The organism is Marinimicrobium sp. LS-A18 (assembly GCF_000463525.1).
Taxonomy (GTDB): Bacteria; Pseudomonadota; Gammaproteobacteria; order Pseudomonadales; family Cellvibrionaceae; genus Marinimicrobium; species Marinimicrobium koreense.
On record NZ_AWEP01000002.1, the window covers coordinates 804961 to 825345 of the forward strand.

The 20385-nt window shown below is 60.7% G+C and carries 18 protein-coding genes and 2 tRNA genes; 18 read left to right on the plus strand and 2 right to left on the minus strand.

The genetic code is table 11. The features are described 5' to 3' along the window. The first annotated feature begins 7 nt into the window (after positions 1 to 7). From ccmA to N645_RS0103585, 7 genes are all read left to right on the plus strand, one after another. Positions 8 to 688: a cytochrome c biogenesis heme-transporting ATPase CcmA gene (gene ccmA, locus N645_RS0103555; RefSeq protein ID WP_051174236.1), complete on the plus strand. Its 681-nt coding sequence runs from the start codon at positions 8 to 10 to the stop codon at positions 686 to 688. After that, on the plus strand, positions 678 to 1364 hold the full coding sequence (gene ccmB, locus N645_RS0103560; RefSeq protein WP_024460139.1) for a heme exporter protein CcmB: 687 nt from the start codon (positions 678 to 680) through the stop codon (positions 1362 to 1364). The genes ccmA and ccmB overlap by 11 nt, the downstream gene beginning before the upstream one ends. 26 nt (positions 1365 to 1390) lie before the next feature. Continuing rightward, the gene (locus tag N645_RS0103565) at positions 1391 to 2143 is read left to right on the plus strand and encodes a heme ABC transporter permease (protein ID WP_024460140.1); all 753 of its coding nucleotides are present in this window, start codon (positions 1391 to 1393) and stop codon (positions 2141 to 2143) included. After that, on the plus strand, positions 2143 to 2331 hold the full coding sequence (gene ccmD, locus N645_RS0103570) for a heme exporter protein CcmD (protein WP_024460141.1): 189 nt from the start codon (positions 2143 to 2145) through the stop codon (positions 2329 to 2331). Before N645_RS0103565 ends, ccmD begins: the two co-directional genes overlap by 1 nt. Before the next feature lie 77 nt (positions 2332 to 2408). Beyond that, positions 2409 to 2879, plus strand: coding sequence for a cytochrome c maturation protein CcmE (gene ccmE, locus N645_RS0103575; protein ID WP_024460142.1), 471 nt, complete (start codon positions 2409 to 2411; stop codon positions 2877 to 2879). Continuing rightward, a complete protein-coding gene (locus tag N645_RS0103580; protein ID WP_024460143.1) occupies positions 2869 to 4854 on the plus strand; it encodes a heme lyase CcmF/NrfE family subunit in 1986 nt (661 codons plus the stop codon). Before ccmE ends, N645_RS0103580 begins: the two co-directional genes overlap by 11 nt. Further along, positions 4851 to 5381: a DsbE family thiol:disulfide interchange protein gene (locus N645_RS0103585; protein WP_024460144.1), complete on the plus strand. Its 531-nt coding sequence runs from the start codon at positions 4851 to 4853 to the stop codon at positions 5379 to 5381. Before N645_RS0103580 ends, N645_RS0103585 begins: the two co-directional genes overlap by 4 nt. A 440-nt stretch (positions 5382 to 5821) precedes the next feature. On the opposite strand, the gene N645_RS0103590 is transcribed toward N645_RS0103585, so the two are convergent. Next, positions 5822 to 5898, minus strand: a tRNA-Asp gene (locus N645_RS0103590). A gap of 20 nt (positions 5899 to 5918) precedes the next feature. Next, positions 5919 to 5994: transfer RNA gene (locus N645_RS0103595), tRNA-Val, on the minus strand. A 194-nt stretch (positions 5995 to 6188) separates the two neighbouring features. Between N645_RS0103595 and N645_RS0103600 the strand changes: the two genes are divergently transcribed. The 11 genes from N645_RS0103600 to N645_RS0103650 all read left to right on the plus strand — a co-directional run bounded on the left by N645_RS0103600 (position 6189) and on the right by N645_RS0103650 (position 20170). Beyond that, a complete protein-coding gene (locus N645_RS0103600) occupies positions 6189 to 6665 on the plus strand; it encodes a cytochrome c-type biogenesis protein (RefSeq protein WP_081665838.1) in 477 nt (158 codons plus the stop codon). Continuing rightward, positions 6662 to 7939 carry a c-type cytochrome biogenesis protein CcmI gene (ccmI, locus tag N645_RS0103605; protein ID WP_024460146.1) on the plus strand — a complete coding sequence of 426 codons (1278 nt, stop codon included), beginning with the start codon at positions 6662 to 6664 and terminating at the stop codon, positions 7937 to 7939. The genes N645_RS0103600 and ccmI overlap by 4 nt, the downstream gene beginning before the upstream one ends. Positions 7940 to 8077: 138 nt before the next feature. Beyond that, positions 8078 to 11587, plus strand: a complete 3510-nt coding sequence (smc, locus tag N645_RS0103610; protein ID WP_024460147.1) for a chromosome segregation protein SMC — start codon at positions 8078 to 8080, stop codon at positions 11585 to 11587. Between the two features lie 45 nt (positions 11588 to 11632). After that, entirely contained in the window at positions 11633 to 12868 is a 1236-nt protein-coding gene (gene zipA, locus N645_RS0103615) for a cell division protein ZipA (RefSeq protein WP_024460148.1), read from the plus strand. A 71-nt stretch (positions 12869 to 12939) separates the two neighbouring features. Beyond that, positions 12940 to 14985: an NAD-dependent DNA ligase LigA gene (gene ligA / locus N645_RS0103620; RefSeq protein WP_024460149.1), complete on the plus strand. Its 2046-nt coding sequence runs from the start codon at positions 12940 to 12942 to the stop codon at positions 14983 to 14985. Beyond that, positions 14985 to 15590 carry a transglycosylase SLT domain-containing protein gene (locus N645_RS0103625; protein WP_152521612.1) on the plus strand — a complete coding sequence of 202 codons (606 nt, stop codon included), beginning with the start codon at positions 14985 to 14987 and terminating at the stop codon, positions 15588 to 15590. The genes ligA and N645_RS0103625 overlap by 1 nt, the downstream gene beginning before the upstream one ends. Before the next feature lie 182 nt (positions 15591 to 15772). Beyond that, positions 15773 to 16198, plus strand: a complete 426-nt coding sequence (locus tag N645_RS0103630) for a hypothetical protein (RefSeq protein ID WP_024460151.1) — start codon at positions 15773 to 15775, stop codon at positions 16196 to 16198. Positions 16199 to 16696: 498 nt separating this feature from the next. Further along, on the plus strand, positions 16697 to 17680 hold the full coding sequence (hemB, locus tag N645_RS0103635; protein ID WP_024460152.1) for a porphobilinogen synthase: 984 nt from the start codon (positions 16697 to 16699) through the stop codon (positions 17678 to 17680). Between the two features lie 7 nt (positions 17681 to 17687). Further along, on the plus strand, positions 17688 to 17963 hold the full coding sequence (locus tag N645_RS0103640) for a DUF3012 domain-containing protein (protein ID WP_024460153.1): 276 nt from the start codon (positions 17688 to 17690) through the stop codon (positions 17961 to 17963). A gap of 7 nt (positions 17964 to 17970) precedes the next feature. Further along, positions 17971 to 19479 (plus strand): Wadjet anti-phage system protein JetA family protein, encoded by a 1509-nt coding sequence (locus N645_RS0103645; RefSeq protein WP_024460154.1) that lies wholly within the window; start codon positions 17971 to 17973, stop codon positions 19477 to 19479. Beyond that, positions 19460 to 20170 (plus strand): DUF4194 domain-containing protein, encoded by a 711-nt coding sequence (locus N645_RS0103650; protein ID WP_024460155.1) that lies wholly within the window; start codon positions 19460 to 19462, stop codon positions 20168 to 20170. Before N645_RS0103645 ends, N645_RS0103650 begins: the two co-directional genes overlap by 20 nt. The last annotated feature ends 215 nt before the right edge of the window (positions 20171 to 20385 follow it).

Here is a 20385-nt window from a genome sequence, read left to right on the forward strand (position 1 = left end):
TTTTCGTATGGCGAACGGCGGCACTATTTTGGCGGAGCTCCTCCTTACATTAGAGAACCTGACCTGCGAGCGCGATGAGCGCCCCCTGTTCAGTGGTCTGACCGCCCAGCTGCACGCCGGAGAGCGGGTCCAGATCCTGGGCCCAAACGGTTCCGGCAAAACCACTCTGCTGCGAACCCTGGCCGGTATAGGCGTTCCTGCCCAGGGTCGCATTGAATGGCGCGGCACCCCGGTATCCGCCTGTCGCTGGCCGTTCCGTCAGTCTCTGCTCTACATCGGCCACGCCCCGGGCATCAAGGCGGCGCTCACCCCCCTGGAAAACCTGGCCTGGTATCGGGCGCTCAGCGCCGGCAGCCAGCAGGGCGATATGGTGGCGGCTCTGGAGCGGGTCGGTCTGGCCGGTTACGAAGATATTCCCTGTTATCAGCTATCGGCCGGTCAGCTGCGTCGGGTGGCTCTGGCCCGCCTGTACCTGTCCCGGGCACCGCTTTGGATTCTCGATGAACCCTTTACCGCAATCGACCAGAAAGGGGTGGCGGATCTGGAGCAGCAGCTGCAGCACCACACCCGTGAAGGGGGCCTGGTGATTCTTACCTCCCATCAGGAGGTCCGGCTGCCGGAACTGCGTCCGCTCAACCTGCTCGATCATCCGCCGCGCGTGGAAGAGGAGGTGGGCGATGAGTACTGAGGCGGGCAGTGCCTTTATTGCCACCCTGAAACGGGATCTCCTTCTGGCCGGTCGTCACCCTGGTGACTGGATCAATCCACTGGTCTTTTTCCTGATTGCGATCACCCTGGTGCCGCTCGGTGTCGGGCCGGAGTCAGAGTTGCTCGCCGTGCTGGCGCCGGGAATTCTGTGGGTCATGGCGCTGCTCGCGACCCTGCTGTCACTCGATGGCCTGTTTCGCTCTGACTTTGACGATGGCGCTCTGGAGCAGTGTCTGGTCAGCCCGTCATTGCTCTACCTGACGGTCCTCGCTAAAGTGTTGGCCCACTGGCTGGTCACCGGGCTGCCCCTGACGTTGATGTCACCGCTGCTCGGCTTGATGCTGGCACTGCCGGAGGGCGGTTATGGGGTGCTGTGTCTGTCGCTGATGATTGGCACCATCACCATGAGCCTGATTGGCTCGGTCGGGGCGGCCCTGACCGTATCGCTGCGCCGGGGCGGATTGCTGCTGTCCCTGATCGTGATGCCGCTGTATGTTCCGGTGCTGATTTTCGGCGCCAGCGCCGTCAACGACGCCGCCCTGGGCAATGAGGTGGGGGTCGCCCTGGCCGTGTTGGGCACCTTTGGGGCCATGGCCGCCGTGCTGGCCCCGTTTGCAGCGGCAGCAGCCCTGCGCATCTGCGTCGACAGTTACTGATACAAGAATCTGAGGAGCACCACCGAATGGCTTCCTGGCAATGGTTTCACCGACTTGGCTCTCCCCGCTGGTTCTATGACAAGACCGGCGCCTGGCTGCCCTGGCTGACCGCCATTGCTCTGGTGTTGCTGGTGCTCGGCACCGTCTGGGGGCTGGCCTTTTCGCCTGAGGACTTCAAGCAGGGCAACAGCTACCGGATCATCTATATCCACGTGCCCGCCGCGTTTCTCGCACTGGCGGGCTATTACGTGATGGCCCTGTGCGGGGCGGTAGGGCTGATCTGGCGGATGAAGCTGGCCTTCATGGTGATGAAATCCGCCGCCCCCATCGGCGCAGCCCTGACCTTTGTCTCCCTGGTGACCGGCGCCATCTGGGGCAAACCCACCTGGGGCACCTGGTGGGCCTGGGATGCGCGCATTACCTCGATGTTGATACTGTTTTTCCTGTATCTGGGCATCATGGCGCTGCAGAGCGCCTTCATGAGCCGCGAGGCGGCCGATAAAGCCAGTGCCGTGCTGGCTCTGGTGGGCACCGTGAATATCCCGATCATCTACAAGTCCGTGGACTGGTGGTACACCCTGCATCAGCCGGCCACGCTCAAGTTGACCTCGGCGCCCACCATTCACGCCTCGATGTTGTACCCTCTGTTGACCATGATCCTGGCGTTTTACGTATTCTATGCGGTGGTGCTGCTGCGCTACACCCGCTATGAAATACTGCGCCGCGAGAGCCGTACCGGCTGGGTGCGAGAGCTGATTGCCCAAGAGGAGCGTCACTGATGAGTTTTTACTTTGACTCGTTTGCCGAATTTTTGCGAATGGGAGGGCACGGCCCCTACGTCTGGGTGTGTTATCTGATCACCTGGGGAACGCTCCTGTACCTGTTGCTGAGCCCGGGTATCCGCCGCAAGCGCTGGTTGCGCCGACAGGCGGCACTGCTTCGCCGCTCGGCGCGGTCAGCGGAGTAACCGGCGGCGGTGACGCCCCAATCCTGATACACTGCGGCTTCTTTCGGCCGCCTTCGTGAAGAGAAGTGAAGTAGCCTATGCATCCCGTCCGTCGACAACGTCTGTTCATGGTGCTTTTTGTGGTGGTGTTTTCCACCCTGGCAGTGGGTCTGATGGCTTACGCCTTGCGCGCCAATATCAATCTGTTTTACCCGCCCGGTCAGATCGTCTCCGGTGAGGCGCCGGTGGATACCCGGATCCGCGCCGGAGGCTGTGTGCGTCCGGGCAGCGTGCAGCGCTCCCAGAGTGGCGATCTTGAGACCCGCTTCGACCTGACCGATGGCGTGGTGGACTTCACCGTGACCTATGGCGGTATCCTGCCGGATCTGTTCGCCGAGGGAGAAGCGGCGGTGGTCAACGGGACGCTGGGAGCGGATGGCGTTTTCCGGGCCACGGAAGTACTGGCCAAACACGATGAAGAATACATGCCCCCGGAAGTCGCCGACGCAATGTCGGCGGCCGGCGGCGATCATGACGAAGGCTGTGGAGTGATGGTTTATGGTCCCTGAGATTGGACATTTTGCGCTGATTCTGGCGCTGGCCTTCAGTCTCGCTCTGGCCACGGTTCCCCTTGCGGGCTCGCTGACCGGCAATCAGCTGCTGATGCACACCAGCCGCTCCCTGGCTACCGGTCTGTTCTTTTTTGTCGCCGTGTCGTTCGTCTGTCTGACGATCGCCTTTGTTCAGGATGATTTTTCCGTGTCCTACGTGGCCGGGCACTCAAACTCCCTGATGCCGGTGTACTACAAGATCAGCGCTGTCTGGGGCGGGCACGAGGGTTCACTGCTGCTTTGGGTGTTGATGCTGTCCGGCTGGACGCTCGCCATTGCACACCTGAGCAAAAGCCTGCCTCTGAGCCTGCGCGCCCAGGTTCTGGCGGTGATGGGTTTTGTGGCAATCGGCTTTTTACTGTTCATGCTGCTGACCTCGAATCCGTTTGACCGGCTGCTGCCGCTGCCGCCGGAGGAGGGCAGTGATCTGAATCCGCTGCTCCAGGACTTCGGGCTGATTGTGCATCCACCGGTGCTGTACATGGGGTACGTGGGGTTTGCAGTCAGCTTCGCCTTTGCTATCGCCGCACTGATCAGCGGCCGGATGGATGCGGCCTGGACCCGTTGGGCCCGCCCCTGGACCAATACCGCCTGGGCTTTTCTGACCCTGGGAATCGCCCTGGGGAGTTGGTGGGCTTACTACGAGCTCGGCTGGGGAGGCTGGTGGTTTTGGGATCCGGTTGAAAACGCTTCTTTCCTGCCCTGGCTGGTGGGTACCGCGTTGATTCACTCCATGGCGGTAACCGAGAAACGAGGGTTGTTCAAAAGCTGGACCCTGTTGCTGGCCATTTTTACCTTTGCTTTGAGCTTGCTGGGCACCTTTCTGGTTCGCTCAGGAGTGCTGACGTCGGTGCATGCTTTCGCGAATGATCCGGAGCGGGGTGTGTTCATTCTGATGTTCCTGTTGCTCGTGGTCGGCGGCTCATTGACCCTATATGCACTCCGGGCACCGGTGGTACACACCACAACGCGGTTCACGGCAACCGCGCGGGAAACGTTCCTGTTGGCCAATAATATCCTGCTGGTGAGCATCATGATCAGTGTGCTACTGGGCACGCTGTATCCGCTGATTGCCGATGCCCTGGGCTGGGGCAAGATTTCCGTGGGGCCGCCGTACTTCAACGTGTTTTTTGTCCCGCTGATGGGCTTGGTGTGCCTGCTTATGGCACCGGGCGTTTCCAGTAACTGGAAGCGGACCACCTGGCAACAATTGCGTCAGCTTCTGTGGAAGCCTCTGACCATCAGTGTGGCGGGCGGTGCGCTGTTTCCCGCCCTGTATGGTGACCAGTATTCCTGGCAGGCCGGCCTGGCGGTGTTTTTCGCGCTGTGGATCGTCACTGCGGGCATCTCGGATTTGAGCTACCGGTTGCGTCACAGCGAACGCTGGTGGACCGGCCTGAGAAAGCTGACCTTGAGTTATTGGGGCATGCAGCTGGCGCACGCCGGTATCGCGGTCACTACGATCGGTGTCTGCCTGAATACCGTGTACACCGAGCAGCGGGATGTCCGCATGGCGCCCGGCGAGTCAGTGCGCACAAGCCACTATGAATTTGTGCTCGAGAGTGTTGAGCGGGTCCGTGGGCCCAACTATCTGGCGGATGAAGCCCGTATCCGCGTTTCCAAAGACGGTGAGTACCTGTTTCAGATGACCCCCCAGAAGCGACGCTATCTGGCCGGCGGCAACCTGATGACAGAGGTGGCCCTGGACCCGGGACTGTTCCGGGACCTTTACGTCGCCATGGGTGAGCCCCTGGAGAATGGTGCCTGGGCCATGCGGGTGCACATCAAACCGTTCGTACGCTGGATCTGGCTTGGGGCGATTTTCATGGCCCTCGGTGGGGGACTGGCTGTGGCCGATAAGCGCTACCGCCGGCTCGCCCAGAAGGAAGCCGATAGTCACGCGCCTACCCTGGGAGGCGAGGTCACCGAATGAATCGTCTGAAGCTGTTTATCCCGCTGATGATTTTTGCAGTACTCGCGGTGCTGTTCTGGCGTGGACTGAGCCTCGATCCAACCGAAATGCCGTCCAGCCGAATAGGCGATCCGATGCCCGCGTTCAATCTGCCCACGGTACGGGATGCCGATGCGCAGATTACCGAGCAGACCTTCAAGGGTGAGGTGAGTCTGGTCAATGTCTGGGCCACCTGGTGTGCCGCCTGTCGGATCGAGCACCCGTTTCTGGTGCGGTTGGCCGAGCAGGGCATGCCGATTTATGGCATTAACTATAAAGACGATGTAGAAGAGGCCAAGCGCTGGTTGGGGCAGTTACACGATCCGTATCGTCTGAGTGTGGTCGATCAGGACGGTCGTCTCGGGGTGGATCTGGGCGTGTTTGGGGCGCCGGAGACCTATGTGGTCGATAAGCAGGGAGTGATCCGTCATCGCCATGTGGGGATTATCGACCAGCGTGTGTGGGATGAGGAGCTTGGGCCCTTGGTGGAGCGGTTGAAAGCCGAGTAGGGCGGATAAGCCGTAGGCGCATCCGCCGTTGAAGACTGCCGTGGTTCGTGTATGTGGAGTGTGGCGGCAGAGGTTGCGTAGGGCGGATAAGCGAAGCGCATCCGCCGTTGCCGAGCCGAACCGAACTTCTTGGCGGTTTATTGTCTTCGTCTGATCTCTTTGGCAGCGCTTCGCGCTGCGCGGACCGGACGGGACTCACTCGGGCCATCCATGGCCCTCGCCCTTCGGACGGCTTCGGTACTAGCTGTGAGGTAGCGTCACGTCCCCGGACGGGACTCATGGGCGCCGTCCATGGCGCCCACCCTTCGGGCAGCGCTTCGCGCTGTGCAAAACGGCTGTCCTGCCGTTTTGTCGAACCCGGAGCGCGGGTTCTCGCCCATCACATTCCACGATACATACGAAAAAGGCCCACACTTTCGTGTGGGCCTTTTTCGTATGTATGGCGGACCGGACGGGACTCGAACCCGCGACCTCCGGCGTGACAGGCCGGCATTCTAACCAACTGAACTACCGGTCCAACGGTAGCGTGAACGGATGTGGTGGGTGGTACAGGAGTCGAACCTGTGACCTACGCCTTGTAAGGGCGCCGCTCTACCAACTGAGCTAACCACCCCCGTTCAGGAGCTGCGTATTCTAATGAAACGAGGGCTCAGGTCAATTCCTTTTTGGCATTTTTTTCAAAAAACTTTCGCGGGCGAATTTCTTCGGGTTTCTCGCCACCCGAGAGAGGGGCTTGTTATACTCTTCGCTCTCGAATCAGCAGAGGGGGCGTTTGCCTTGAGGTCATTGGTGCGGACTTGGTGGTTTATGGGGTGGCTGTTGATGTTGCCCTGGTCGGCGGCGCATGGCGCCGTGGATATCCGTGAGTTTGACAGCGAGACGGACCGGCAACGGTACCAGAGCTTTATTGATGAGCTTCGCTGCCCCAAGTGTCAGAACCAGAATCTGGCGGGATCTGATTCTCCGATTGCCAAGGACCTGCGTGATCAGGTCTACCGGATGATCAAAGAAGGGCGCGCCGACAAGGAAATCACCGACTTCCTTGTCGAGCGCTACGGCGACTACGTACTCTACCGCCCCCCACTGAAAGCGGCCACGCTGGCGCTCTGGCTCGGGCCGGTAGTGGTGTTGTTGCTCGGTATCATCATCCTTATCTGGGTAGTGCGTCAGCGACGCAGCAGCGGGCTGGCCCCGACCGAGACGGCCAAAAACCTCACTGATGCCGAACGCTCCGAGCTGGACCGGCTGTTGAACTCTTCCGACGACGAGAATCCCGAACGATGATGACTCCTTTGTGGTGGGTCATGGCCCTGATGGTGGTTGTGGCTCTGGCGTTTTTTCTTTGGCCCATGCGACGCAAAGCAACCGGTTCGCATCTGGAGCAGGTGCGTCGGCACTATCTGGAAACCAATGTGGCGCTGTTTCGCAAATACCTGGCGGAGCTTGAGGCCGACCGGAGTGCGGGACGCATCAATCAGGAAACCTTTGAGCAATTGAAGCTGGAGCAGGAGCGAGCCCTGCTTCAGGAGGAGCGCGAGCTGGCCAGCAGTAAGCCGGTACGCGGGCGGGCACTGCCCGGCGGTCGGGTGTTGGTGATCGTGGCGGCGGCGTCCATGGTGGGCAGCCTGGCATTTTATGAGTGGCGCGGAGCCAGCGAAGATGTGTTTCTGGCGGATCTTCAGGCGAATAAGGCTCGTCTTGATCGGGAAGAGCGGATGAGCGACCAGCGGGTCGATCCCAGCCGGACCTGGGAGCTGGTGGAGCACATTCAGGCCCGCCTGAAAAAAGAACCGGACTCCACTCAATATCTGTTCCTGCTGGCGCACTATTCCCGCGAACTGGGCCACTACGATCAGGCAGTGGACGCCTACGAGCGGATTCTTGCGCTCGAGCCCGGTTCCGCGCGTATTCGTGCCGAATTGGCGGAAACCCTGTTCATCCGAGACGACAACCGGATTGGCGAGCGCGCCCAGACCCTGATCGAGGAAGCGCTGGCCGCGGATCCCCAGGAGACCACGGCGCTGGGGTTGGCTGGTATCGATGCCTTTGGTCAACGCAACTTTCAGGACGCGATTGATTACTGGCAGCGGGCGCTGGAAGTCATGAATCCGCAGTCCGGCAACGCCATGGCGTTTCAGAGAGGGATTGAGCGAGCCCGTCAGGCGCTTGGGGAATCCGGTGAGAGCCAGACGGCCGACGCCTCCGAGGACAAGGTCAGCGTCACCGTTGAAGTGTCGCTGGGCGAACAGGTTCAGTACGACGGTGACGAAACGGTGTTTGTTTACGCCCGCGCCTGGGATGGATCACCCATGCCCCTTGCCATTCAGAGGGTAGCGGCGAACCAATTGCCAATATCCATTACTTTGGATGAAACTATGGCCATGTCACCGGCGGCTTCGCTGGCCACAGTGGAGCAGGTAGAACTGGTCGCACGACTATCCCACAGTGGTGACGCTGTGCCTCAGGCCGGCGACTGGGAAGGGCGTATGGGTCCGGTTGACCTGGAGAATCGCTCTGAGCCCCTGACCCTGGTCATTGACGAGCCCATCGCCGAATAGCACAAATCCGTGTAGAATCCTCGCTTTTGCTGAGCGCTCCAGAGCCCGAGTCTTTGGATCGCTAAAATTCTAATGATTTCAATGGGCTAGGCGACGGGAATCCGGGCGCCGAACGTCGAAACAGAGTGATAGGGACCTATGCGCCTCAAGTGTATCAAGCTGGTCGGTTTTAAATCCTTCGTCGACGCGACCACGGTCAACTTTCCCAGCAACCTGTGCGCGGTCGTGGGCCCCAACGGCTGCGGCAAGTCCAACATCATCGACGCCGTCCGCTGGGTGATGGGGGAGTCCTCCGCCAAAAACCTGCGCGGCGAAGCCATGACCGACGTCATTTTCAACGGCTCCAACGCCCGTAAACCGGTAGGGCAGGCGTCCATCGAGCTGGTGTTTGATAACTCGGACAAAACCGTCCAGGGCGAATACGCCGCCTTCAACGAAATCTCCATCAAGCGGAAGGTCACCCGCGAAGCCCAGAACTTCTATTACCTGAATGGCACCAAGTGTCGCCGTCGGGATATTACCGACATTTTCCTTGGCACCGGCCTCGGCCCGCGCAGCTACGCCATCATTGAGCAGGGCATGATCTCGCGCCTGATTGAAGCCAAGCCGGAAGAGCTGCGGGTGTATATCGAGGAAGCGGCGGGCATCTCCAAGTACAAGGAGCGACGCCGTGACACCGAAAACCGCATGCGCCGCACCCAGGAAAACCTGGAGCGCCTCACCGATATTCGCGATGAGCTGGAGCGTCAGCTCAGCCGCCTGCAGCGTCAGGCACAGGCCGCGGAGAAGTACACCGAATACAAGAAAGAAGAGCGTCAGCTCAAAGCCCAGTTGCAGGCCCTGAAATACCGCAACCTGGATGAACAGGCCAAGGCCAAGCAGACCGGGATTCGCGACCTGGAGCTGCGCATGGAGTCCTTCGTCACCGATCAGGTGAATAAAGATACCCAGATCGAGAAATGTCGCAGCCAGTACACCGAGCTTCAGGACAAATTCAATGAAGTTCAGGGCCGGTACTACGCCATTGGCGCGGACATTGCCCGCATTGAACAGACCATCCAGCACGCCCAGGAGCGCAGCCGGCAACTGCAGACCGACCTGGAGCAGACCGAGCGGGACAGCCGCGAAGCGGAAGACAGCCTGCAGTTCGACCGGGAAAAAGCCGAGGGCTGGGAAGCCGAGCTGATGGAAATCGAGCCGGAGCTGGAGCTGGTTCGGGCCGCCGAGGAGTCCTCAGGGGACGCTCTGCAGGAGTCGGAAGAGGCCATGCAGCGCTGGCAGACCGAATGGGACACCTTCAACCAGCGCGCCGCCGAGCCCCGCCAGCGGGCGGAAGTGCAGCAGTCCCGGATTCAGCACCTGGAGCAGGTCCAGCAGCGCCTGCTGCAACGGATCGAAAAGCTCAAGGAGGAGAAATCCAATCTCCAGTTGGGCTCCGACGATGAAGAAATCGAACAGCTGAACGAACAGTTGGCCGAGCTGGACCTGGTGGTCGAGGAAAAACGCGGTCGCAGCGAAGCGCTGGGCGAGGAGCTGGAAACCCGTCGGGAAGACAACAACCGCCTGGCGGACGAGCTTGACCAGGCGCGCAGCAAGCTGCAGAGCCTGCGCGGCCGCCACGCCTCCCTGGAAGCCCTGCAGCAGGCCGCCCTGGGTGAGAAGAGCGAGGCCGTCGCCGACTGGTTGGCCGAACAGCAACTGACCGACCAGCCGCGCGTGGCGGAAACCCTGACCGTATCGGATGGCTGGGACAAAGCGGTCGAGACCGCCCTGGGCAACAGTTTGCAGGCCGTCTGCGTGGACGGTTTTGATGCCGTGGCCAATACCCTCGCGGGGCTCAGCCAGGGTGAGCTGGTACTGATGGATACCGCCCGCCGGCCGGGTGTTGCCACCGGCGACAAGGCGGAGCGCCTGCTGGACAAAGTCCAGGCGGACTGGGATCTGAGTGAGCTGCTGCACGGCGTCTACATCGCCGAAGACTTGCCCTCCGCCCTGGCGCTGCGCTCACAGCTGGAGGCCGGGGAATCGGTGATTACCCGCGACGGCCTGTGGCTCGGTCCCCAGTGGCTGAAAGTGGCCCGGGACACCGACGCCAGCGACGGTGTGATTGCCCGCCGTCAGGAGCTTGAAGAGCTCGACGCCAGCATTGCGGAACTCGAGGAAACCGTTGCCCGTCTGGATGAGGCCCGCACCGAAGGCCGCGAGGCCGTGCAGAACCTCGAGCGCGAGCGGGAAAACCTGCGTCGGGAATCCGACGAGCAGAGCCGCCGCGCCGGTGAGTTGCGAGCCCAGTTGAGCGCCAAGCAGGCCCGTATCGAACAGATCAGTGTTCGCCGCGAGCGCACCGAAACCGAAATCCGGGAAGCCAGTGAACAACTGGACCAGGAGGGCGAACAGCTCGCCGAAGCCCGGATGATCCTCAGCGAAGCCATCGAATCCATGGAAATGGACACCGATGAGCGTGAGCGCCTGTTGCAGCAGCGGGATGAAATCCGCTCCGGTCTGGATCAGGCCCGGCAGAAGGCCCGGCACGATCGCGACAAGGCCCATGAAATGGCCATGCGCGCCCAGTCTCTGAAAACCCAGCTGGACAGCATTCGCTTGGGTATTACCCGCCTGCAGGAGCAGACCCAGCGGCTGCGCGAACGCAAAGAACAATTGCTGGAAGCACTCGGCGAAACGCGGGATCCCGCCGAGGAGCACCAGCTTGAGCTGGAAGCGAATCTGGACAAGCGCCTGGCGGTCGAAGGGGAGTTGAGCGAGGCTCGCCGCGCCCTTGAAGAGGTCGAACAGGAGCTGCGCACCGCCGAGCAGGCCCGGCACAAGGCTGAGCAGGAAGTTCAGGCGGTGCGGGCCCATCTGGAACAGGAGCGCCTGGCCGCCCAGACCTTTGAAGTGCAGCGGGCCGGGCTCGCCCAGCAACTGAAAGAAGATGAGTTTGACCTGGACACCTTGTTGGCGGACCTGCCCGAGGACGCCGAAGTGAAGCCCCTGGAGCAGGAGCTGGAACAGGTGGCCGGCCGCATTGCGCGCTTGGGCGCCATCAACCTGGCCGCCATCGACGAGTACCAGACCGAGTCAGAGCGCAAACAGTACCTGGACGCTCAGGATGAAGACTTGCGCGAAGCGCTGGAAACCCTGGAAAACGCGATCCGCAAAATCGACCGCGAGACCCGGACACGGTTCAAGGAGACCTTTGACGAGGTCAACAAGTCCCTCCAGGAGCTGTTCCCTAAAGTGTTCGGCGGCGGACACGCCTATCTGGAACTTACCGGCGAAGATTTACTCGATACCGGTATTGCCATCATGGCGCGGCCACCGGGCAAGCGGAACAGTACCATTCACCTGCTCTCCGGTGGGGAGAAGGCGCTGACGGCCATTGCCCTGGTATTCTCGATTTTCCGCCTGAATCCGGCACCATTCTGTATGCTGGACGAAGTGGACGCGCCGCTGGATGACGCCAACGTGGGCCGCTATGCCCGCATGGTGGAAGAGATGTCCCAGCACGTGCAATTCATTTATATTACCCACAACAAGATTGCCATGGAGATGGCGCACCAGTTGATGGGTGTTACCATGCACGAACCGGGCGTATCCCGCCTGGTTACTGTGGATGTGGACGAAGCCGCGGAACTGGCAGCGGTATAATGCGCCTCGGGCGAGCAGACAACGGAGTAACTGACGGTTAACGCTATGGGTGACTGGCTGACGATACTGATTATCCTCCTGATCCTCGGGATTCTGCTCGATGGCTGGCGGCGTATGCACAATGCCCGCAAAGACTCCCTGAAGGTTTCGCCCTCGGTACGCCGCTCAGCGGGGTCGAGCAAGGCGGCCGCCGACGACTATAGCGCCGAGCTTCCCAATGGCGGTGCGCGCGTGGTGGCCTATCGGGAGACGCCGGAGGATGAGCGTCCTTTCCATCACGCCCCCGTGGATGAAGTCGATGACGATCGGGACCTTGATGGTCAGGATTTTGATGATAGAGCGTTTGACGATCGCGAAGCGCTGCAGGAAGAGGACGGTGAGCTGGCCGAGGACGACGAAACCAACCTCGATGAGCAACTGGCCGAACTGGACAGCGAAGCGGCGGAAGCCGAGACTCGGCCGCCCGCCACCTCCAAGCTGACCTCTGAACGCCAGCGCCCGGAAACCCACCGGGGCATTCCGGAGCAGGTCACGCTGAATCTGGACGAATCGGTGCCCATTCTGATGGAAACCACCGGCGAAGATACCTTTGAGGACGATCCGGAGCGGATCGAGCCCACCTTGGGTGGAAACGCCGACAGCAGCGTATCCAGCGCCAGGGCGGCCAAGCCGGAACCCTCGAGCCCCGCCCGCAGTGAGGCTAAAAAGCCCGAAGCGCCGGTGGCAAAATCGCCCAAACCCGCGCCCGCAAAACCCGAGCCCCGGAAAGCCGAAAAAGCACCCTCTGACCGTCGCACAGCCAAACCGGAGGAGCCGCCGAAGGCGCCACCGCAGCCCGAAGAGGTGCTGATCGTGAACGTGATGGCGCCCACCGGTGAGCAATTCCGTGGGGACGCTCTGTTGGACTCGCTGGTGTCAGCGGGCCTGCGCTTTGGTGACATGAACATTTTCCATCGCTACGAAGGGGCCAAAGGTGGCGGCCCGATCCTGTTCAGCCTGGCCAATATGGTCAAGCCCGGCGTCTTTGATCTGGACACCATGGCGGACTTCACAACGCCCGGCGTCAGCCTGTTCATGACGCTACCGCTTGAAGAGCGGGTCGAGCTGGACAATGTGGAAGTGTTCGACGAAATGCTCGAAGCCGCCCGGGCCATTGCCCTGGAGCTGGGGGGCGAGCTCAAGGACGAAAACCGCAGCGTCATGACCCGGCAGACCCAGGAACACTGCCGCCAGCGCATCCACGAGTTCGAGCGCAAGCAGCTGTCCCGGATGCCGCACTAGGCGACCTGGGCACGAGCCCACGCTGAACCGTCTGACAATGAAGTAACCCGACTGCCAGGATAATTCCGTACATGGCCAAATCGACCTCTGCCATTCCGGCCGAGACCAGCGCCCGGGCGCAAACGCTCCGGGCCGAGATTCAGGAACACAACTACCGCTACTACGCGCTGGACGAGCCCCGGATTCCCGATGCGGCCTATGACCGGTTGATGCGCGAGTTGCAGGATCTGGAAGCCGAGTATCCCGAGTTGGTGACGCCGGATTCACCGACTCAGCGGGTTGGCCAGACACCGCTGAGCGCCTTCGCCACGGTCACTCACGAACTGCCGATGCTCTCCCTCGATAACGCGTTCGGCGAGGACGACCTGATCGCCTTCGACCGGCGGGTCCGGGATCGGCTACAGGACGACGCCACCATTGAATACGCCTGCGAGCCCAAGCTCGATGGCATCGCGGTGAGCCTGCTGTACCGCGATGGCCTGCTGGTGCGCGGCGCCACCCGGGGAGACGGCACCCAGGGCGAAGACATTACCCAGAACGTCCGCACCATCGATTCGATTCCCCTGAAACTGCGCGGCTCCGGGTACCCCCGGGTGCTCGAGGTGCGCGGTGAAATCTACATACCCAAAGCCGGGTTCGAGGCCCTTAATGAAAAGGCCCGGGAGAAGGGCGACAAGCTGTTCGTCAATCCACGCAACGCGGCCGCCGGCAGTCTCCGACAGTTGGACGCGCGCATTACCGCGACGCGGCCCCTGGAGATGTGCGCCTACAGCGTGGGTTATGTCGAAGATGGCGAAGTGCCCACCAAGCACTCGGAAACACTCGAGGCGTTCCGTGACTGGGGTCTCAAGATCAACCGGGAAATGCGGGTGGTGCAGGGCGCAGATGCCTGTATTGAGTACTACCAGCAATTGGGCGAGCGCCGGGCGCAGCTGGATTACGACATCGACGGTATCGTATTCAAGGTCAACCGGCGGGACCTGCAGGAAGAGCTGGGCTTTGTGGCCCGCGCGCCGCGCTGGGCGATCGCCTATAAATTTCCCGCTCAGGAAGAAATGACCCAACTGCTCGACGTCGAGTTTCAGGTCGGGCGCACCGGCGCGGTCACTCCGGTGGCGCGGCTGGAACCGGTGTTCGTCGGCGGCGTCACCGTTTCCAACGCCACGCTGCACAACCGTGACGAAATCGAGCGACTGGGCGTCAAAATCGGTGATACCGTCATCGTGCGCCGCGCCGGGGATGTGATTCCGCAGATCGTCTCGGTGGTGACCGACCGCCGCCCCGACGATGCGCGTGAGATTGAATTTCCCGACCACTGCCCGGTGTGTGGCTCGCCGGTCGAACGCGTACCCGGCGAAGCCGTGGCCCGCTGCGACGGCGGCCTGATCTGTGCCGCCCAGCGCAAAGAGGCCATCAAGCACTTCGTCTCCCGCAAAGCGCTGGACGTGGATGGTCTGGGCGACAAGCTGGTGGATCAACTGGTGGAAAAGGGCCTGGTCAACGCCGTGGCCGATCTTTACCACCTGACCCGCGAGGACCTTACCGGGCTGGAGCGCATGGGCGAAAAGTCTGCGGACAACCTGCTCAAGGCCCTGGACAACAGCAAACAGACCACCCTGGCCAAGTTCATCTACGCCCTGGGAATCCGTGAAGTGGGGGAAGCCACCGCCCGCAATTTGGCCCAGTACTACGGCAGTCTGGATGCCCTGGCACAAGCGGATGAAGAACATCTGCAACAAGTAGACGATATCGGCCCTGTAGTAGGCCACTTCGTCGCCGAGTTCTTCGCCCAGCCCCACAACCGCGAGGCGGTACAGGCGCTGCGCGACGCCGGCGTCTCCTGGACGGAACAGGCGCCCATTGACCGGGAGTCCTTACCCCTGGCGGGGCTGACCTACGTCCTGACCGGATCGCTGGAATCCTTGACGCGGGATGAGGCCAAGGAACGTCTGCAGGCCCTGGGTGCCAAAGTGGCGGGCAGTGTGTCCAAGAAAACCGATTACCTGGTCGCCGGCCCCGGGGCCGGCTCCAAACTGAAGAAAGCCGAGGAGTTGGACGTGGACATAATGGACGAGGCCGGCCTGCTTGAGTTGTTGAACCAGTGGGAGCAGAACTGATGCGAGCGCTGAGTCTGATACTGTTGGCAGTGACCACGCTGGTCGGTTGCGCCTCCGCTCCGCCCAAGAGCAGCGACAATATCTGCGACGTCTTTGACGAAAAGCGCGGTTGGTACAAAGACGCCCGGCGCGCCGAGCGCCGTTGGGGCTCGGACATCCCGACGCTGATGGCCATGATGTACCAGGAATCAAGCTTTCGCCCCAAGGCAAAACCGCCGCGCACCAAAATCCTGTGGGTGATCCCCGGCCCGAGAAAAAGCAGCGCGTTCGGCTACGCGCAAGTGAAAGACGAGACCTGGAAAGAATACCAGCGCATGAGCGGCAACCACTGGGCTAGCCGCAGCTATTTTGCGGACGCGATTGATTTTATCGGCTGGTACAATGCCCAGAGCAAAAAGCGGGTAGGGATCGACAAAAACGACGCCCGCAACCTGTACCTGGCGTACCACGAAGGTCACGGCGGCTATAAACGGCGAACCTTTGATCAGAAAGCCTGGCTGGTGGGTGTTGCCGGTAAAGTGGAACAGCGGGCTCGGCGCTATCGCGAGCAATTGAAGTCCTGCGAAAGGCGTTTCAAAGGCCCTTGGTGGTGGCCGTTGCGGTAACTGATGTCGGATTACGCGCTGTGCGCTAATCCGACCTACGGAACTGCGAGTAGGTCGGGTTAGCGAAGTGTAACCCGACCAACCCGACCTTGCGGGCACCCCAGTTTTACAAGTAGGTCGGATTAGCGCATCGCGCGTAATCCGACAGAAAGTTGGTCAGGCAGTCGTGAAAAGGAGCGGCTATGGATCAAGAATCGATTGTGTATGGTTGCATCAAGGACATGGCGTACCTTCCCTCGGAAGGGCAACGCCTGCTGGTCAACCGCGACGCGATGTTGACGTTGCCGCACGCGGACGATTGGCCGTTTTTGTCCCAGGAGATGTTTTCAATTCCGCAGGTGGAGGTTCGTCCAGGACACTACCAGACGGAGGTGATGCATTTCGGTGCGTCTTATAAAGCCGTTGAGTATGAGTGGGATCAGTGGATCGCACAGTTTGAGGATTTGCTGAGCAAGATGTATTGGGTCTCAGCCACGGTACACCTGGAAACGGAGTTGTGCGGCACGCATACGTTCACTTGGGAGTCCACGGCAAGCTACCACAAGCCAGGCTCAGGAGATATGCAGGTACGCTGCGAGTGGTCGCACGAGGGTGCTCTGGCGGTTTGAAGGCGACGATACGATAACTTTCGGTTTAACCCGAGAGCCCGGCGGCTACGGGGTATAGCCATTGGAGACCCGCCGTGAACCCATCCATGGGGGCTTCTCGTCGACATCCATGTCTCCGAGAGTCTCCAATGGCTATACCCCGCATCCGCCTCCCCACTGACGTAAGCGAGTTAGGTGCGGCACCGGAATCGCTACGACCGCACGGAGGCGGATGCAAGGTAAGGGGTTTCGGAACCGTCGCTTCAGGGAGAAGCGATGGAGCCCCATGGATGGGTTTATGCGTTTCCGAAACCCCTTACCTTGTAGCCGCCGGACGTTCCGGCTACCACGTAAGGTTTGTGTCGGATTACGCTTCGCTAATCCGACCTACGGGGTCATCCGGTGAGTAGGTCGGGTTAGCGAAGCGTAACCCGACAAACCCGGCTATTTTGCATTCGTACTTGTTACGCTAAGAATGTTTGGCTTTGGCCACAATCAAAAATCGATCAGAGGTAATCAATGACCAACGATACTCATCCCGAATTTCGGTTTCGTCGGCTGCGGCGGACGGGCGCGCTGCGCGACATGGTTCGGGAGACCCGGCTTGAGGTCAGTGACCTGATATTGCCGTTGTTTGTCGAAGAAGGCATTGATCAACCCGTCGAAATCGGCAGCATGCCCGGCGTGGTTCGCTACCCAGAAGCCCAGCTCGCCGACAAAGTCACCAGCGCCTGGAAAAAAGGCATTCGGGCGGTACTGCTGTTTGGCGTGTCCCGGCATAAAGACGCCGAAGGCTGCGACACATGGAACCCCGAAGGCCTGATGGCGCGTATGATCCGCACCGTCAAAGCCGCCCAGCCCGAGATGTGCGTCATCAGCGACAACTGCTTCTGCGAATATACCGATCACGGTCACTGCGGCGTCGTCCATGGGGACGATGTCGACAACGATGCGACCCTTAAAAACCTGCAGAAGCAGGTCGTGGTGGCGGCCAAGGCCGGGGTCGACATGATTGCCCCCTCCGGCATGCAGGACGGCATGATCGCCGCCATCCGTGCCGCACTGGATGCCTCCGGTTATGGCCATATCCCGGTGATGTCCTACTCCACCAAATTTGCGTCCGCCTTCTATGGTCCTTTCCGGGACGCTGTGGACAGCAATTTCAAAGGCACCCGGGCGAGTTACCAAATGGACCCCGCCAATCGTCGGGAAGCGCTGGCGGAATCCCTGCAGGATGAGGATGAAGGGGCGGACATTCTGATGGTCAAACCGGGTATCGCCTATCTGGACGTGCTGGCGGACATTCGAGCGCACTCCGCTCGGCCGCTGGCGGTGTATCAGGTCAGTGGCGAGTACGCCATGATCAAGGCCGGCGCCGAGGCCGGAGTGATTGACGAACGGGCGGTTGCCATGGAAAGTCTGTTGGCGTTCAAGCGTGCCGGGGCCGATCTGATCATTACCTATTTTGCCGAAACCGTAGCCGACTGGCTGAACGAATCCTGAGGTAGTCATGAAAGCGATTTTTGCCCTGATGGGCGCCAGTGTCCTGATGATTGTGGTTGGCGTGTTGCTAATTCTGAATCAGCCTGAATCCGAACCAGAGGAGCCGGTCCGGGATATCGCGGTCATTCCCGCGCCCGCCGAGCGCGATTCCGAAATCCCCCAAATCGAGGTGAATGCCGAACCCGGCAGTGAAGCCTGGTGCGAGCAGATGATGAATGTTCCCAATGCCGACTGGTCGCGGGAGGATTCCCAGACCTTTGCCGACCAGTGTATTTACGATTAACTGCTGAATGTTCTTCACCGACGAACGTCCCCATTTCTTCAATCCGCTGACGGGAAAGTACCGTGAAGTGGTCGCGGAATGCCTGCGTCTGTTGTACCAGAGGTTATACACGGACCTGCGGGATTACGGCGCGGGCCTGAACCGGGAAGGGCTGCTGGATATTTTCAAGGAAGCGATAGCCCGCACTCCGGTTCTGGACAGTCGCGACGAGCCCGGTGATAGCGAAGGGCGCTTCAAAACCCAACGGGAACTGGCCGGTTTTATTGTCAATCGACTGCTCGAAGCCGGCTGGCTGGAACGTCGGGTAGATGATGCCAACCTACAGAGCAGCTACGGCTTTTCCCGCATGGGACGGCTGTTTACTCAGCCCTTTGCAGCCAACCAGCACAATGACTTTCGCACCCGGCACCGTAACACCCGCAATACCCGCAACAGTCTTCAGGCCTTTCTGGATCGCGGCGAAGTCCACGACCTGCTGGATGCCTACGAATACTCCGAGCGGATCATCAGCGACTTCACCGATGTGATTGCAGAGCTGGAAGAGCGCAAGCGACAGCTGGTCCGCGATGTCGAAGCCCGGCAGTTGGTGCAACAGGCCAGCGATGAATTTTTCGACTTTATGGAAAAAGTCTTCAAACCCGATCTGGAAGTCCGGCTGTCCGCCGATAGCGTAGAGAAATACCGGGACCAGGTGGCCCGGATCATCAGCCGCATTCGGCGCAAACGCAAATACGGCGAAGGCGACCCCGAAACCGCCGAAAAAGACTGGCGCGCGGTGATGGAATTGCGCCTGCGAACACTCTTGCCGCAACGGGTGGTGCCAGGTAGCTCGCTACTGGAAACCCTGCTGCAGACCATCGAGACCCGGCTGAAAAATGCCTGCGATGTGATGTTGCCGGCCCTGCGCAAAGCCCTGAATACCTTTACCCAGCGGGCCGACATCATCATCCGTCAGCTCAGCTACATTCATGCGCAAAGCGGTGACGGCGCCCTGGAGCTGTGTCAGCTATTGGCGGCGCAGCCCCGCGAGCGACAGGACGAACTGTTGCAGCGTCACGGCGAGGACTGGTCCGCACTGCACTTGCGCTATATCGACCCGGGCCAACTGATACTGCGTGAACGACGGTCGCGGGCGCCGATTCGCAGCGACCTGGACGATGATCAGCCCCTGGACCGGGACGCCCAACGACAGCTGTATATTCAGCAAGCCCTTGAACAGGCGTTTTCGCTGCAGGGCAAGGATGTGCGCGCCTACGTCCAACAGGCGCTGGACGAACAGGGGCAGGTCAGCAGCCGGTCGCTGACCGCCGTGAGTCTCCCCGAATTGTTGAGTCTGGCGCGGGCCACCGAAGTGGGAGCGGCGGCCAACCTGTCCTCCGAGTTCGGTTTTCGGGTGCGTCAGGATGAAGCCTGGTTGGCGGAAAGTCCACGCATTACCGAGGGTGATTTCTTCACCCACCGCGACGAATACATTATTGAACTGACCGAGGATGCCAATGAGCCCTCTGACCGATAGCCTCGAACGGGCCCTGGAGTCACACAACCTGACCCTCAAAGAGTGGCGAGAGTTGATTCAGCGACTGCTGGATTATGGCGTATTGTGCCGGGACGACAGTCAAGTGGAAGCCGAGTTGTACGATCGCTTCGAGCGCATTGAAGCCTTGGTGGATGATTACCTCAGCCTGATGGGCGTTCGCCTGCAACACGACACGCGCTTTCAGTTTGTCCGTCTGATCCCGCCCGGTGCGCGAGTGCCCGGCATTGAAGATGAAAGTGACGAGCCGTTTAACGGCGGTTTTCGCACCCGCCTGAATCAGGCGGAAATCGCCCTGGTGCTGATTTTGCGCGCCGAGTATGACAAGGCGGTGCGCGAGGGCGTGATTGACGAACAGGGCTGCGCGACCCTGTCTCTGGAAGCGGTGGCGCTGGCCAGCAAGAACCTCCTGCAACGCAGCCTGCCCGAAGCCCTGGCGGAACGCCGTCAGTTATTCCGCCGGTTGCGTCAGTTGCGACTGATTCACTACGCCCAGGAGGCGGATCTGGAGCAGACCGATAGCTGGATCAAGGTGCGGCCGTTGATTGTGAATCTGGTGAACAATGAATGGCTGGATAATTTGCGGCAGGACATTGAAGCCGAAGCACCGACCGAGGATGAGGCCGGTGAAGCAGAACCGGAAGGCGCATCGATATTTTCCGGGGAGCGGTGATTGGGTCAAGGTGTGTGACGGCGGATGCGGCCTTTGGCCTTATCCGCCCTACGCGACCTCCGCTTTGGAAAAACCGATATGTATGCATGTTGAACGATTCACAACACGTGGTTACTGGCACTGAGGGGCGGGGGCCAGAACCCGTTTCAAGACCGTAAGCGGAGGGACTCCGCGCGTCGAGCCCCCATGGATGGGTTTACGGCGTGTCTTGAAAC

Coding starts and splice junctions, on each gene's coding strand:
- ccmA (WP_051174236.1), top strand. CDS start 8: ATGGCGAACGGCGGCACTATTTTGGCGGAGCTCCTCCTTACATTAGAG.
- ccmB (WP_024460139.1), top strand. CDS start 678: ATGAGTACTGAGGCGGGCAGTGCCTTTATTGCCACCCTGAAACGGGAT.
- N645_RS0103565 (WP_024460140.1), top strand. CDS start 1,391: ATGGCTTCCTGGCAATGGTTTCACCGACTTGGCTCTCCCCGCTGGTTC.
- ccmD (WP_024460141.1), top strand. CDS start 2,143: ATGAGTTTTTACTTTGACTCGTTTGCCGAATTTTTGCGAATGGGAGGG.
- ccmE (WP_024460142.1), top strand. CDS start 2,409: ATGCATCCCGTCCGTCGACAACGTCTGTTCATGGTGCTTTTTGTGGTG.
- N645_RS0103580 (WP_024460143.1), top strand. CDS start 2,869: ATGGTCCCTGAGATTGGACATTTTGCGCTGATTCTGGCGCTGGCCTTC.
- N645_RS0103585 (WP_024460144.1), top strand. CDS start 4,851: ATGAATCGTCTGAAGCTGTTTATCCCGCTGATGATTTTTGCAGTACTC.
- N645_RS0103600 (WP_081665838.1), top strand. CDS start 6,189: ATGGGGTGGCTGTTGATGTTGCCCTGGTCGGCGGCGCATGGCGCCGTG.
- ccmI (WP_024460146.1), top strand. CDS start 6,662: ATGATGACTCCTTTGTGGTGGGTCATGGCCCTGATGGTGGTTGTGGCT.
- smc (WP_024460147.1), top strand. CDS start 8,078: ATGCGCCTCAAGTGTATCAAGCTGGTCGGTTTTAAATCCTTCGTCGAC.
- zipA (WP_024460148.1), top strand. CDS start 11,633: ATGGGTGACTGGCTGACGATACTGATTATCCTCCTGATCCTCGGGATT.
- ligA (WP_024460149.1), top strand. CDS start 12,940: ATGGCCAAATCGACCTCTGCCATTCCGGCCGAGACCAGCGCCCGGGCG.
- N645_RS0103625 (WP_152521612.1), top strand. CDS start 14,985: ATGCGAGCGCTGAGTCTGATACTGTTGGCAGTGACCACGCTGGTCGGT.
- N645_RS0103630 (WP_024460151.1), top strand. CDS start 15,773: ATGGATCAAGAATCGATTGTGTATGGTTGCATCAAGGACATGGCGTAC.
- hemB (WP_024460152.1), top strand. CDS start 16,697: ATGACCAACGATACTCATCCCGAATTTCGGTTTCGTCGGCTGCGGCGG.
- N645_RS0103640 (WP_024460153.1), top strand. CDS start 17,688: ATGAAAGCGATTTTTGCCCTGATGGGCGCCAGTGTCCTGATGATTGTG.
- N645_RS0103645 (WP_024460154.1), top strand. CDS start 17,971: ATGTTCTTCACCGACGAACGTCCCCATTTCTTCAATCCGCTGACGGGA.
- N645_RS0103650 (WP_024460155.1), top strand. CDS start 19,460: ATGAGCCCTCTGACCGATAGCCTCGAACGGGCCCTGGAGTCACACAAC.